This is a genomic window from Parabacteroides faecis, from assembly GCF_014647375.1.
Taxonomy (GTDB): Bacteria; Bacteroidota; Bacteroidia; order Bacteroidales; family Tannerellaceae; genus Parabacteroides; species Parabacteroides faecis.
The window spans coordinates 153576-168189 of the sequence record NZ_BMPB01000004.1; the positions used below are offsets into that span (position 1 = coordinate 153576).

Here is a 14614-nt window from a genome sequence, read left to right on the forward strand (position 1 = left end):
TCTCATTTCAATATTTTCTTCTGCAATGTCCGGAACCAGATAAACGCAACAATCCCTTTCAGCATGCTCGATATACTGATCGCCCACCAAACACCGATAATCCCTAATCCCATTGCAGATAAAACGATCGCCATCGGAATACGTAGCGAGTTGAAAGTAATGCTGATGATCGCAGGCGGAACCGTACGTCCTGTTCCGTAGAACAGTCCTTGCATCGTAATCTCAAGCATCATGAACAGCATCGAATACCCGTCTATCCGCAGGAAAATACCTCCGGCTTCAAATGCTTCCTTTTGGGGTACGATCAGTGAGAATACTTCGCTACCATAAAAGACGAACAATAAAGTACACAGGATTCCGAATATGGCCGTCATTTTCAATGTCGTGTGATAGGCCTCCAATACCCTGTTCTTTTCGGAGGCTGCATAGTTCTGGGCAACGAAGGCACTCAATGCCGTACTGAATCCCTGGGAGGTATTCCAGGCAATCGCTTCAATCTGCCCTCCGGCGGTAAGTGTCATCAGGCCGATATGACCTCCGTAAGTGGAGGCTGTCCGTGCCATGAAAATGTTGATAATGGCAAACAGCGTATTCAGCATGGCAACCGGTAATCCCAGTTGCAGGATTCTTTGTGAATAGTTTTTCTTTAGTTTGACGAAGAAAGAGAATCCTCCCAATAATTTGCTTCTCCATTTTAGTTGATATACGAAAATAGCGCATACCGTTGCTTGCGATAGCCACGTCGCCCAGGCTGCTCCGGCTGTACCCATGTCGAATACAAAAATAAATACCGGGTCGAGTATCATATTAATGATAAGTCCCGTTCCGCTGATATAAAACGGTATTTTACTTAGCCCTGCTGCATTGTGGATGCCGGTGAAGGCAGCCGAGAGGAATATAAAGGGGAAGGCTGTCGATACGATCCGTAAATATTCTACGGCATTATCCGCAATAGGGGCTTCCAGTTTATAAATGCCGATGATCGGGTGGGCAAAGACAAAAAGAAGCAATCCCCAGCATACAGAGATAATCAGGGCAATGGTAAGGTTATGTGAAGAATAGTTCCTGGCGTCCTCTTCATTCCGTGCTCCGATGCTTTGTCCGACACTCACTTCCGAGCCTACTTTATTCAACAGCGATATCGAGTTGGTCATCCAGGTAAGGATACCCACGGCACCGATAGCGGCAACAGCCTCGCTACCCAAACGTCCCACCCAGGCCATATCGGTAATGCTGTAAGCCATCTGAATGAAAGAAGTACCCATAATCGGCAAAGCCAGATTGAATAGCTGCCGTTTGATCGGGCCTTGTGTCAGGTTTTTTGTTCCTTGCATGTTCGTCTTATTTGGGTGCAAAAGTAGAAATAAAAAAGGAGAACCCATTACTGGATTCTCCTTCTCTTGTATATCTTATATCAATTTAGAAGTTGATATTCACTCCGATCATTGCACTGAACTTCTGCAACGGATATCCGTAGTAAAGTTCATATTTCTGGAATAATACATTATTCAGTTTCAGATACATCCCGAAAGTATCGTTGAAGTTGTATGCTCCGGTCAAATTCAGTTCGTTGATATTTTTCATATTTTTCTCCCCGTCTGTAATCAGGAAACTTTTGCGGCCTGTTGCCAGATAATAATCCAGCGATGCTGATAAGTTTTTGATAGGACGAACTGTTACGCCGGCTGTGATTTCCATTTCTGGCATACCGTAAGCTTCCGGTTCGTTTTTAGTAAAACCAATAGACTTAAATTCGTCAGTTTCTTCGACCTTCCAATTGTTGTAGACCCCTTTTAAGGATACTTCAAATAATTGTTGGTAACTATACTTCAGATTGGCTCCGATAAACAATTGTTTGGAGTCCAGCATGTTTAGCGGTGTGCTAAAGTTTCCGAAATTATCTTTTACATTATTGAGTAACGGTGCAAAGAAGTAATTATCATTTGTAATCTTGTATCCTCCGAAAATATCAAACCAAAAGCCTGGTGCTACTCCGCTTTTAATTCCTACTATCCCATCTAACCAGTTGCGTGAAGGCATTATTCTGGAGAATGGAGCTGTGTAACGATTTTCCTGAAACATGTCATACTGGCTGTTCGCTTTTAATTCTCCATTGGCTTTCAGGTATAATACTGTCTTGTCTGCCACTTCTACATCTGCAGAAATATTAGGAGATGCCATAAACTTTTTATGCTCTCCACTGAAGAACATCGCGTTTATTCCCAGTTTGATATGCCAGTTGTCACCCTCGACTTTATAATAAGGACTTAATGTGGCTGCGGCAAAATTGTCGAAATAATATGTGTATCCGGCTTTCTCTCCTTCCGGTATCTCTATTTCCTTAGGTAAACTATAGTTGAAGTACTGGAAGTTACCATCTAATCCAATTCTTTGATTACCGCCAAAACCTGCATTTAGTCCAAAATTAAGATTGAATGTTCCTTCTGTCGGTCCGTCGAATGGTTTGCCCGCTCCGTATTTATAAGAGAAATTGGTATAACCTAAATCCAACAGATATCCTACAGGCGCATCTTCTTTTGACTCAACGCCAACATTCGCTTTGATTGTTTGGGCGACCTGGTTGGTTTCAACATCGCTGACAAAATCCGGTACCACACTGGAAGCCGGATCTAAATACACCGGTAAGCCGTAGTAATTGAATCCTGAATAACCATACTTAACGCCCATCTTCAATGCCAACTTATCGAAGTTATGCTTGAAGTTAAGGCCGCCCATATTATCGTTCAGCTTCGCCTTTACCTTTTCGTCTATCTGGAGATATTTCACCTTGCCGTTGGTAGAACGGTGTGAGAACCAGATATTCAGTTGATCCTTGTCTGTGCTGAGGATATGGTAGCCCAGGTCTCCGTTCAGGTTCAGATAGGTGCCGCCTCCGAAGTTGAAATAACCGCGGCGTTTGTTGTATTGGATATCCGTCATGATATTACCGGAAGGGAGCAGGCTGATCTCTTTCTGAGGATCGGCTGCAATTGTAAAACCGGCATAGTCGATCGGCATCTTCTTTACTTCCGGTTCTTTGATGACCGGAAGGGTGTTCACTTTGCTTGCATCCTGTACCGTCGGATCATATTCACGTTCGAGCGTCATCTCCCGGTCCAGATTCTGTTTCTTCGAAGTATCTTCCTGTGCACTCATTGTGGCTGTAGTCCCAAGCAAGGCTACAACACACAGCGCTTTTACATTATATATAGTCTTCATTGTATTCAATTATTGCTTTAGTTTACCTAATCTGTCCTCTATCATACCGGCAATCTCATCGTCACCCTTGTAGTTGTTTTGCAGGTTGTTCAGATAAGCGCGTGCCTGAACGTCGTCTCCCTGGCGGATATAAATATCTGCCCACAGGATGAATCCGCGTGCCAGCCAGTACTGGTGAGGTGTTCCGTTCTTAGCGAAATCTTCCAGTATCTTTTCAGCATTCTTATCGTCTTTGGTGTCATAGAAGTATTGAGCTAACAGATATTTGGCTTCTGCTCCGTGAGCCGTACGGGTATCCTTGCTGAGAACCTTTAGGTCTTCGAGTGCTTTCGCCGGTTGCTTGTGGTCGATATAAGCTTTGGCACGTATATAGCGGGCTTCGGCTTCTACTTCAGGAGACAGCTTCGGGTCTTTCAGTAATTCGTTGGCTGCGAGCTGTGCTTCTTCCTGTTGTCCGGTCTGCAGGGTACAACGCATGATACCCAGGCGGGCTGCCTGTTTGTTTTCCGGATTCTCAGCGATAACCTGTAAACGTTTGAAAGTTTCCAGTGCTGCAGGGAAGTCCTGAGTGAGATATTGCATTTCTGCCGTACGTGCCACCGATTCTTCCAGGAATTTAGTGTCGCCGCTATCGATAACCGATTTGAAACGCTGCAGGGCTTCGTCATATTCCTTCTTGGCAAAGGCGATGCTTCCCAGGTAATAGTTCGCATTCGAACTGAAAGCTCCTTCCGGGAATGTCTGCAGATAGTTGACCAGGCTGCGGCGGGCTTCATCGTTATTACCGCGCAGGAAGAGTTTTTCTGCTGCAATGTATGTCAGTGAATCCTGTTCGCTGACTTCCAGGCGGACATTGCCTCCGAGTGAGTTGACATAGTTGGCATACGCATTGATATCGTTCAGGTCGATATAAACAGACTTCAGGTCCTGAAGAGCTACTCTGGCTTCTTCGCTGCCCGGATAGTTGCTGATAACCTTCTTATAGGCATCGGCAGCTTTCTGCGGTTGGTTGTCATTGAAATACAACAGACCTAACTGGATGCCGGCTTTACGGGCGAGACTGCTTTGCGGGAAACGCTGGATCAGTGTTTCGAAAGCCTGTGCTGCCTGTGAACTGTTTTCAAGCAATACATAAGAACGTCCTTTTTCGAAAAGAGCGTCGTCTACATATTGTGATTCCGGATAATCGCGGATCAGGCGGTCCATTGCACTGATCTTACCCCGATAGTCTTTCTGCAAACCGAGCAGGAAGCCTTTCTGGTAAACCGAATAATCTCCGGCAGAAGGTTGTAGTTGAGCGGCACGGCTATAGTTTTCTTCTGCCTGTGCGAACTGACGTTTCTGATACAGACAGTCACCGACACGGTTATAAGCATCAGCCAAAGCCGGAGCCTGCTGGTTGCTTTCCAGATTGATATACTGGCGGAAACGGTTTTCTGCTTCCCCGTATTCTTTCAGTTTGAAGTAGCAATATCCCAGATTGTAATGAGCCAGCGCGTACATGTCGGTATTTCGCTGGCGGGTATTGTTCAGATAGGTACGGTAATCGGAGATCGCCTGCTGATATTCTCCTTTGCGGTAGTATGATTCTCCACGCCAGAAATAAGCATCGTTGCGCGATTCCATATTATAGGAACCCAGATTGATCGCTTGTGTGAACAGATTAACCGCTTCATCCAGTTTCATATTGGTGAACGCCTGCGTTCCCAACTGGAACAAGATGTCTTGTTTGGCTTCCAGTATCTTTGTACTCGGATGGTTGATCTTATTGATGGAGTTGAGGGCTGCCTGATAGTTTTTAGTAGTCAGATAGACTTCCACCAGGTAGTCGTTTACTTTATCGGCATATTGTGAATTCGGGAAATCGTTGAGGAAGTCTTCGAAGATGGTCACCGACTCGCCGAATCCTGTAAAGGCAGTTTCATGGATCAGCAACGCATAATTGAACATCGCTACTTCCTGGATCTGTTTGTCGAAAGAAGAGGTTGCCGCAGCTTCGAAAGCCATGCGGGCATTGTTCTTGTCTTTCAGTTTCAGGTAAGACTGTCCCAGATACAGATAAGCATTCTGTGTCAGTGCATCGTTTTCGCGTACGGTCTGTGACAAAGCGCTGACTGCACTGCTGTAATTCCCTTTATTATAATAGCAGACGCCGAGAATATACAGATCGCCTCTTAACGGACTGTCGGTAGACGATACATATTTGCTTAACATGCTGATCGCCTTATCCTGATTTCCCTGGTGGTAATACGAATTACCCAGGATACGATAGACTTCGCTGTTATTCTTGCTGTTCGGATAAGAGGAGAGAAGTTCTTCCCCTTCGCTTATCACCTTTTCATACTTGTTCTGTATAAAATAGATCTGTGTAATATAGTACAATGATTGTTCGCGGTAATCCGGCATGTCTTTCAGGCGGGTGAACTCGACCAGTGCATTGTTGTATTTGCCGGTTGCGTAATCTATATAAGCCACATAGTAGGTAGCGGCTTCCCGGTACTGGGTCCCTATTTGTTGTATCCGGGCAAAATAGTTCCGCGCCTTATCCATCTCACCCGTTTGCAGAAGTGAATAAGCCAGCCGGAAGCTATAGACTTCCTGTTGCTCCGGACTGAGCACATCTATATTCGATTCGTTGAACCAGAAAATAGCTTTCTGGTATTCTCCGCGTCCGAAATGAACGGAACCGATCAGGAAGTTCACTTCATCGCTATGGCGTGAAGCCGGATAATCTTCCAGATAATCTTTCAATAGTTCGTCGGCATTGGGACGTCCTTGTTCATAAGCTGCATATACGATCATATAGTCAGCTTCCTGGACCAGGTCTGCATCTTTAGCATGCTGTTTATAAGCTTCCAGCTTATCGATACAACCCGGATAGTTCTTTAAACTAAACAATTCTTTACCTTCTACGAACAAACGGTCCGGTGCCTCAAACTGGTACGACCGTTGCCCGCTAGCCACATGACTTCCTACCACCAGGCACAGTGGAATAAGTATTCTTTTCATCACTCCTTCGCTTTTATGTACAGATATTAAACAGTCTCTGTTAATTCTAAGTTGCAAATATAAAGAATAACATACAAAAGCTAAGTAAGTTATTAACAAAAAGAATTAATATTTGGAATCATAAACAAACGTGTTAAGGTAAAAAGTAATGACACCGGTCATGGTTTCGTGTAAAAATGTCTTATATTTACGCTCTCTTCATACAGCAAAAGATGAGTGGATCAGAAGACATAAAAGAATTGAGCCGGTTGTTGGAAAGTTATAAAAGCCGTTTTATTAGCTTTGCAAATTCCTATGTGCAGGAGTTTTCCGTGGCGGAAGATTTCACGATGGAGGCTTTTATGGACTATTGGGAAATGCGGGAAATGCTGTTGCCTGATTCCAATGTTCCTGCCTATATACTGACTTTGATCAAGCATAAATGTCTGAATCACCTGAAACGAAAACAACTGCATGAAGATATATCTCAAAGACTCCGTGCGGTTGCCGAATGGGAATTGAACCTGCAAATCTCGTCTTTGGAAGTCTGCGAACCAACAGAACTTTTCACAGCGGAAATAAAAGCAATAGTGAATCGTACTTTACAACAATTACCAGAGCAGACGCGGCGCGTTTTCCTGATGAGCCGCTTCGAGAATAAAACCCGTAAAGAGATAGCCGACGAATTGGATATGACTCCGAAAGGAGTAGAGTACCACATTGCTAAAGCCTTGTCTGTCCTTCGTGTTAATTTGAAAGACTATTATACGATCCTTCCTTTTTTATTTTATAATCTGAAATTTTTAACTTTTTTAAACTAGGCACTTGCTTCTTCCGATTTCTATATATACAGAAGATAGAAATATGGAGAAAGAATTGTTATATAAGTTTTTTGCAGGAACTGCTACGCTGGAAGAAAAAGAATGTATTATGAGGTGGATGGAAGTCTCTCCGAATAATAAAGCTGTTTTTCTGAAAGAAAGGAAGTGGTATAATGCGGTGCTGTTGAACAGTGAACCGGGTAATGTTTTGGCTGCAGCAAATAAAAAACAACATTGGATGCGTTCCGGGGTCATGAAGTTTCTGCGGATAGCGGCAATGATCGCCATCGCTTTCGGATTGGGGTATTTTGCGCAGGATAGAGACGATGATGGACCGGTTCCTATGCAGACCATCGCTGTTCCTGCCGGTCAATGTGTCAATCTCACTTTACCTGATGGCAGTAGTATCTGGCTGAATGCACAGACAACTATACAATATCCGGTCTCCTTCAACAAGCATGAACGTAAGATCAAACTGGATGGAGAAGCTTATTTTGAAGTGGCGAAAGATAAGAAACGGCCTTTTATCGTCAACACAAAAGATTGCAGTGTGGAAGTATTAGGCACGAAATTCAATGTGGATGCCTATTCCAGCCGGGATAAATTTGAAACGGTACTGATGGAAGGAAGCGTCAAGGTTTCCATGCATACTGATCCTTCGGAAACAGTTTCGCTAAAACCCAATAATAAAGTGTATCGTTCGAATGGGAAATTGTTGACACAGAAAATAGATAATTACGAAAGATACCGCTGGAAAGAAGGATTGATCTGTTTCCAGGATGAACCGTTTAGACTGGTTATGGAAGACTTTGAAAAATTCTATGGATTGAAGATCGTTGTGAATAACCAGAAGGTTACAAAATATTTGTACACAGGAAAATTTAAGCAAACAGATGGTATTGATTATGCGCTCAGTCTGCTGCAGAAAAATATCCACTTTACCTATCAACGCGACCGCGAAAATCATGTGGTGTATATTAATTGAATGAAATAATAACCTTTTAAATCTGATAGCCTATGGTATAGTAAGAAATATTTTTGTTAACGAAAATGCCGGTTGATGGTGACGCATCAACCGGCAGGAATCTCAATCACAATTAATTAAATTGTATTATTTTGAAACACACAAATGTATGAAAAAAAATACTTTACAGGGACATTATTGCCTAAAAAGTCCCGACCTTAAACAACTCTTTAGAATTATGCGAATAACTACATTCTTGTTATTGGTCTGTATCTTTTGTTCGTTTGCCTCTACTTCCCATTCACAAAATATGCGGGTAAGCATAAGTAAATCAAGCACGCAGTTAAACAAAATTTTCTCTGAAATAGAGAAACAGACAGAGTATCTGTTTGTGTATAACAATCAGATAGATGTGAATCGAAAAGTTTCTGTTAATGTAAAGGAGAAACAAGTTGCCCAGGTATTAGATGAACTGTTCCGTGATACGAATATTGAGTATATGATCCAGGGGAATCATATTGTTTTGTCCTCCAAAGAAAATAAACAGGAAATATTGCAGCAGTTGAGGCGCCAGATTTCCGGGGTTGTCGTAGATGATAATGGCGAGCCGGTTATTGGTGCCAATGTGCTGGTGAAAGGAACGACGACCGGAAATATAACAGATGTAGATGGAAAATTCTCTTTTGAAGTGCCGGATAATGCTGTACTGGAGGTTTCTTATATCGGCTATTTATCGCAGGAAGTCAGCACAAAGAATAAATCGATCCTGAAGATTATTTTACATGAAGATACTCAGAATCTGGATGAAGTCGTGATTGTGGGTTACGGTACAATGAAGAAAAGTGACTTGACCGGTGCTTCCGGTTCTGTGAAGGAAGAAGCATTGGCACAGCGGACAGTGACTTCTTTCGGACAAGCTTTGTCGGGACGTGTTTCCGGTGTGAATATCTCCACAAACTCTGGACGTCCGGGCGGACGTGCTTCCATCCGTATTCGTGGTAACTCTTCTATCAGTGTAACGAACGACCCTCTTTATGTGGTGGATGGTGTGATCCTGAATGTAAGTACATTGACCAACGGGACATCTCCGATCGACTATCTGAACCCGAACGATATCAAGTCGGTGGAAGTCCTGAAAGACGCGTCGGCAACAGCTATCTACGGTGCCCGTGGTGCGAATGGCGTTATCCTGGTCACTACGAAAAAAGGTGAAGGGATGGGAACGACCATTCGTTATGATACCGACTTCGGTATAGGTGTTCTTCCGAAGAAACTGGATGTACTGAATGCTGCCGAGTTTCTGCAACTGGAAGATCTGGCCTATGCGAATGCCCAAAAGTTCGATCCTGAAGGATGGCAGAACGGAAACTATAAAGATCCGAAACTGAAAAGAACAGACTCACGGTTGTTCGATTCTAATGGCCAACCATTGTATGATACAGACTGGCAGGATGAAACTATCCGTAATGCTTTCTCTCAGACACACCAGATATCAGTCTCCAATACGAAAGGCGGCGATAGCTATGGCTTGTCTGTCGGATTCAGAGGCGAGGATGGTTTGATCATCGAATCTTACCTGAAACGTTATTCCGCACGTTTCTTTATGGATAGCGAACTGACTAAATGGTTGAAAGTGGGAGGTAGCCTGAGTTATGCTTACCAGAAAGAACGCCAGACCGATTCAGTGGGCGACGGTGGTATCACTGTTGGTCGTCAGATCGTGGAGGCATTACCTTTTCTGCCTGTCCGTTACGAGGATGGAACTTTTGCCGGAAACAACGATTATCCGGGAATGGAAGGCGGTAACAGTCCTGTTCAGGTTGCTAAAGACCGTAACTATACATTGGAAACACAGACTATGTTAGGAAACGTATATGCAAATATCACTATACTTCCGGGTCTGGAATTCCGTTCCGTATTAGGTGCCAATATCATCAATCAGAAATCGAATTATTATGGAGGCCGTCAGCTGATCTGGATCTCTTCACCGAACGGTAGTGCATCCATCGATAATAACCGAAATAACTCCTGGCAGTTTGAAAATTATGTGACTTATCATAAAGATTTTGCCCGGGCACATTCGTTTACCGGTATGGTTGGTTTATCTTGGCAGCATGTGGATAACTCTTCGTCCACAGCATCGGCTACAGGTTTCGAAGATGATTTCTTCCAGTATAACAACCTGGGGATCGGAACTTCTCCTACAGCAGCATCGAGTGCCAATGCGTATGGTCTGAATTCTTATTTTGCCCGTGTCAATTATGGTTATAAAAGCAAATATTTATTGACGGCAACAGCGCGTTTGGACGGATCGTCTAAATTCGGACAGTCAAACAGATATGCATTCTTCCCGTCTGTTGGTGCTGCATGGCGTATCTCGGAAGAGAACTTTATGAAACCGGCTACTGCCATCTCCAACCTGAAGCTGAGAGCCAGCTACGGCTTGACAGGTAACTCGGAAACCGGTGCTTATGCTTCGCAGGGCAGTTTGGGTAATTATACAACTGTTTTCGGCAGTTCGAAAGCATCCGGTATCGGTGTTTCTTCTTTAGCAAATCCCGATCTGAAATGGGAAAAGACTTCCCAGATAAATGCAGGATTGGATATCGGTCTGTTCAACAATCGCGTAAACCTGGAAATGGATGTATATTATAAGAAAACGACAGACATGTTGCTGAGTGCTCCGGTACCTGCTTCCAGCGGTTTCACTTCAATTACGAAGAATGTCGGAAGTATGAGCAATAAAGGTTTTGAGTTTTCTATCAATACGGTAAATATTACCAATGAGAATTTTTCATGGGAAACGACATTCAATATCTCGTTCAATAAGAACAAGGTGCTGGCATTGAGCGAAGGGGATGATGATATTTATCCGGGACCGGATATTTTGTCTTCAAGCAATAACATCATCCGTGTAGGTGAACCTGTCGGCTCTTTCTACGGCTACAAACGTTTGGGAACCTGGGGTACAGACGAAGCGGAGGAAGCTGCCAAATATAACCTGCGTCCGGGTGACCTGAAACTTTGGGACCGTAACAACGACGGACAGATCAATGATATGGACCGTCTGATTATCGGTAAAGGTATTCCTGACGGTTACGGAACATTTTCCAACTCATTCCGTTATAAAAACTTCGACCTGGTTGTCGACCTACAGTATATGTTCGGTAATGATGTACTGGATATTTCCAAACACTCGGCAGAAGACCGTACCGGTATAGCAAATAGTTATAAGACCGTTCTGGATGCATGGACTCCTGAAAACCAGAATACAATGATCGCACAGATCAGACCGACCGGAGCGGGATATACGACGAACATCGATTCTCATTTCGTGGAAGACGGCTCCTTCCTGCGTGGTAAGAACCTGGTGTTGGGATATACTTTTCCGTCTGAATTGACAAAGAAGATCTCGATCAAGTATCTGAGAGTATACGGTAGTGTTCAGAACTTCTTCCTGATCACCAAATATAATGGTTATGACCCGGAAGTGTCGGATGCGACACAGACGTTTGCTCAAGGTATCACCGTATTCGGTTATCCGAAACCGCGTACGTTCACAATTGGTCTGAATGTTAGTTTTTAACTTTTAATACGATTATTAAATATGAAGACAAAATATGCTTTATTGATATTATCACTGGTGCTCGGTTGTAGTTGTACTGACTTTCTGGACGAATCGAATCCGTCTAACTTTACTCAGCAAAACTATTTTAAGACGGCGGAGCATGCGCGCAGTGTGGTTAATTCTATCTATGCAGATCTGCGGTATTCGGCAAACGGTGACTATGGTGGAAACCCCTATTTTATGACCGATTTCCTGACAGGACTGGCTGGAACGAAAGTAAGCCAGAATGTCAACATCAATAATATCCGTCTGGTAGTGAATAACTCGGACAACGAGTACAGTAAGAGTTGGTGGAACTATGCATACCGTGCCATTGCTAACGCCAACCTGGCAATCACTTATATACCGGGAATCGAGATGGATAAATCGACCAAAAGTAAATGTTTGGGCGAAGCCTATTTCCTTCGTGCCTATAATTATTTCAACCTGGTACGCTTGTTCGGATCTATTCCGTTGGTATTGGTGCCCGTGGATGCTTCCTCTCCCGAACTGTATCCGCAACAGGCTTCTACGGAAGAAGTGTATAACTCGATTCTTTCGGACCTGAAACAGGCGGAAGAATCTGATCTGGGCTGGACGGATGAAACCGGACGTGTGACGAAGGCTACAGTGAAATCTTTGCTGGCGAGTGTTTATCTGACAATGGCGGGATATCCGATGGAAAAAGGGAGGGAATATTATGCGCTGGCTGCGTCAAAAGCAAAGGAGGTGATCGACAATGGCAGTTATAAACTCTTTTCTTCTTACAGCGACCTGCATAATATTGAAATGGAAAATAAAGGGGAACATCTGTTCATGATACAATATCAGTCCGGTATTGTAGAGAATCCGTTCCAAAGCTTACTTTTACCTTACAATATGGACGTTTCTTATTATTCGACGGAAACAGGCTCTGTATATGCACTGGATGAATTTATCAGTACTTATGAAGAGGGAGATAAGCGTACCGAAGAAGGCGAGTTTTATTATACTCAGTTCACATCGAATGCCAACCGTGAAGAAATGGTGAAATTCGGCGGCTATTATATTTATAAGTTCTTCGATATGGATGCCCATTTGAATACGGCTAAGAGTAGTCTCAATTATCCGTTGCTTCGTTATGCCGATGTACTGTTGATGTATGCGGAAGCCCAGAATGAAGCTGAAGGTGGGCCTTCGGCTACTGCTTATGCTTGTGTCAACCAGATCAGACAACGTGCGAACCTGAAAGGTCTGAGCGGATTGTCGCAGGAAGATTTCCGTTATGCGGTTTGGAAAGAACGTTACCATGAACTGGCTTTCGAGAATAAGATCTGGTTCGATATGGCACGTACCCGTAAGGCTTTGAACCTGACAACCAGTAAATTCGATAATTATGTTGGTCATAAGTTCACGTATGGCCCGACATTGAGTGAACGGGAATTACTGTTCCCGATTCCGACGAACGAGATCAAGAACAATAAGAACCTGAAACAGAATGACGGTTATTAAAAGAACGGTTATTTAAGTAGAAAAAAAGGTATATTTGCCGGTTGACTTTTCGGAGGAACCGGCAAATATTTTAATAAGGAACAGTTATGAGAAAAAATGTATCTATTCTTTTATGTCTCGCCTTTTTATGTAGCCTGGCAATACAGGGATTGAAGGCACAACCAGCAGAAGGAACCCCGGATCTGAGGACTTTGCAACAGCAATTTGTCGATCTGAAATTCGGGATGTTCATTCATTTCAATATTCCGACTTTTATGAGTGACGATTGGGCTGATCCCGATGCCAGTCCGGCTATCTTTAATCCGGTGAAGCTGGATTGTAATCAGTGGGCTGAAGCAGCTAAAGCGGCCAGGATGCGCTATGGCTGTCTGACAACCAAGCATCATAGTGGTTTTTGTATATGGGATACGAAAACAACCGGTTATAACGTCATGAACGGTCCGCTCAAACGGGATGTGGTAAAAGAATATGTGGAGGCCTTCCGGAAGCGGGGACTTAAAACCATGCTTTATTATTCTATCCTGGACACGCATCATAAATTACGTCCCGGTTTTATCACGAAAGCACATATCAACATGGTGAAAGCACAGTTGACGGAACTTCTAACCAACTATGGTGAAATAACCGCAATCATTATAGACGGTTGGGATGCTCCCTGGTCAAGGATATCCTATGAAGATGTTCCTTTTCAGGAAATTTACCGGCTGATCAAACGGCTTCAGCCTGATTGTCTGGTCATGGATTTGAATGCGGCCAAATATCCGAAAGAAGCTTTGTTCTATACCGATATTAAATCGTACGAACAGAATGCCGGGCAGCATATTTCAAAAGAATCCAATCAGTTGCCGGCTCTCTCCTGTCTGCCTATCAATAAAAACTGGTTTTGGAAAGAAGAGTTTCCAACCTCGCCGGTGAAAGATCCGACAGTGATCGTAAAAGAGAATCTGGAACCGTTCAACCAGGCTTATTGTAATTTCATACTGAATGTGGCTCCTAACCGGGATGGGTTGATTGATCCGAATGCTGTAGAAGGATTGAAGAAGATTGGGGCTATCTGGAAAGACAATACTGCGGTTCCGGAATTACCGGCGTATGATGCCCCGATAACTGCAACAAATATAGCAAAGCATAAACCTGCCAATTCCAGTTGGAGTGATGATATGTGGATTATGGATTTTGCCAATGACAATGATTTTACAACAAGTTGGAGATCCAATAAACAGGTGGCAAAACCCTGGTTGGAAATCGATCTGGACAAATGTCATTCATTCAATATGATAACGATAACCGACCTGCAGGAAAGTATAAAGAGTTATCGTTTATTATATGAAACGGATGGTGTCTGGAAAGAAATTTGTTCAGGCGATAAGTCTGACAAAGTGAAAGTACATCGTTTCGACCGTCTCTGGGGAAACAAAATAAAAATAGAGATCGACAGCACCGACGGACAGGCTTCAATTGCGGAGTTCGGGGTGTATGATGAACAACGTTAAGAATAAATAAAACCGCCGCGAATCACTTCGG

Annotated in this window: 8 protein-coding genes; 5 read left to right on the forward strand and 3 right to left on the reverse strand. The window is 43.5% G+C overall.

Annotation, left to right across the window (positions count from 1 at the left end; translation table 11 throughout):
• Positions 1-2 precede the first annotated feature (2 nt).
• The 3 genes from IEY67_RS06765 to IEY67_RS06775 all read right to left on the reverse strand — a co-directional run bounded on the left by IEY67_RS06765 (position 3) and on the right by IEY67_RS06775 (position 6228).
• Positions 3-1334, reverse strand: coding sequence for an MATE family efflux transporter (locus IEY67_RS06765; protein ID WP_183668858.1), 1332 nt, complete (start codon positions 1332-1334; stop codon positions 3-5).
• An 85-nt stretch (positions 1335-1419) separates the two neighbouring features.
• On the reverse strand, positions 1420-3219 hold the full coding sequence (locus IEY67_RS06770; protein WP_183668860.1) for a TonB-dependent receptor: 1800 nt from the start codon (positions 3217-3219) through the stop codon (positions 1420-1422).
• 9 nt (positions 3220-3228) lie between these two features.
• Positions 3229-6228: a tetratricopeptide repeat protein gene (locus tag IEY67_RS06775; RefSeq protein ID WP_183668862.1), complete on the reverse strand. Its 3000-nt coding sequence runs from the start codon at positions 6226-6228 to the stop codon at positions 3229-3231.
• A gap of 212 nt (positions 6229-6440) precedes the next feature.
• Between IEY67_RS06775 and IEY67_RS06780 the strand changes: the two genes are divergently transcribed.
• The 5 genes from IEY67_RS06780 (at position 6441) to IEY67_RS06800 (ending at position 14583) form a co-directional block, all read left to right on the forward strand.
• Positions 6441-7028: an RNA polymerase sigma-70 factor gene (locus IEY67_RS06780; protein WP_122373910.1), complete on the forward strand. Its 588-nt coding sequence runs from the start codon at positions 6441-6443 to the stop codon at positions 7026-7028.
• Between the two features lie 43 nt (positions 7029-7071).
• Positions 7072-8013: a FecR family protein gene (locus IEY67_RS06785; RefSeq protein ID WP_183668865.1), complete on the forward strand. Its 942-nt coding sequence runs from the start codon at positions 7072-7074 to the stop codon at positions 8011-8013.
• A gap of 289 nt (positions 8014-8302) precedes the next feature.
• Positions 8303-11578, forward strand: a complete 3276-nt coding sequence (locus tag IEY67_RS06790) for a TonB-dependent receptor (RefSeq protein WP_221267761.1) — start codon at positions 8303-8305, stop codon at positions 11576-11578.
• Between the two features lie 21 nt (positions 11579-11599).
• The gene (locus IEY67_RS06795; protein WP_122373509.1) at positions 11600-13090 is read left to right on the forward strand and encodes a RagB/SusD family nutrient uptake outer membrane protein; all 1491 of its coding nucleotides are present in this window, start codon (positions 11600-11602) and stop codon (positions 13088-13090) included.
• Between the two features lie 86 nt (positions 13091-13176).
• Positions 13177-14583 carry an alpha-L-fucosidase gene (locus tag IEY67_RS06800; protein WP_183668869.1) on the forward strand — a complete coding sequence of 469 codons (1407 nt, stop codon included), beginning with the start codon at positions 13177-13179 and terminating at the stop codon, positions 14581-14583.
• Positions 14584-14614: the final 31 nt, after the last annotated feature.

Coding starts and splice junctions, on each gene's coding strand:
- IEY67_RS06770 (WP_183668860.1), bottom strand. CDS start 3,219: ATGAAGACTATATATAATGTAAAAGCGCTGTGTGTTGTAGCCTTGCTT.
- IEY67_RS06765 (WP_183668858.1), bottom strand. CDS start 1,334: ATGCAAGGAACAAAAAACCTGACACAAGGCCCGATCAAACGGCAGCTA.
- IEY67_RS06800 (WP_183668869.1), top strand. CDS start 13,177: ATGAGAAAAAATGTATCTATTCTTTTATGTCTCGCCTTTTTATGTAGC.
- IEY67_RS06790 (WP_221267761.1), top strand. CDS start 8,303: ATGCGGGTAAGCATAAGTAAATCAAGCACGCAGTTAAACAAAATTTTC.
- IEY67_RS06795 (WP_122373509.1), top strand. CDS start 11,600: ATGAAGACAAAATATGCTTTATTGATATTATCACTGGTGCTCGGTTGT.
- IEY67_RS06775 (WP_183668862.1), bottom strand. CDS start 6,228: ATGAAAAGAATACTTATTCCACTGTGCCTGGTGGTAGGAAGTCATGTG.
- IEY67_RS06780 (WP_122373910.1), top strand. CDS start 6,441: ATGAGTGGATCAGAAGACATAAAAGAATTGAGCCGGTTGTTGGAAAGT.
- IEY67_RS06785 (WP_183668865.1), top strand. CDS start 7,072: ATGGAGAAAGAATTGTTATATAAGTTTTTTGCAGGAACTGCTACGCTG.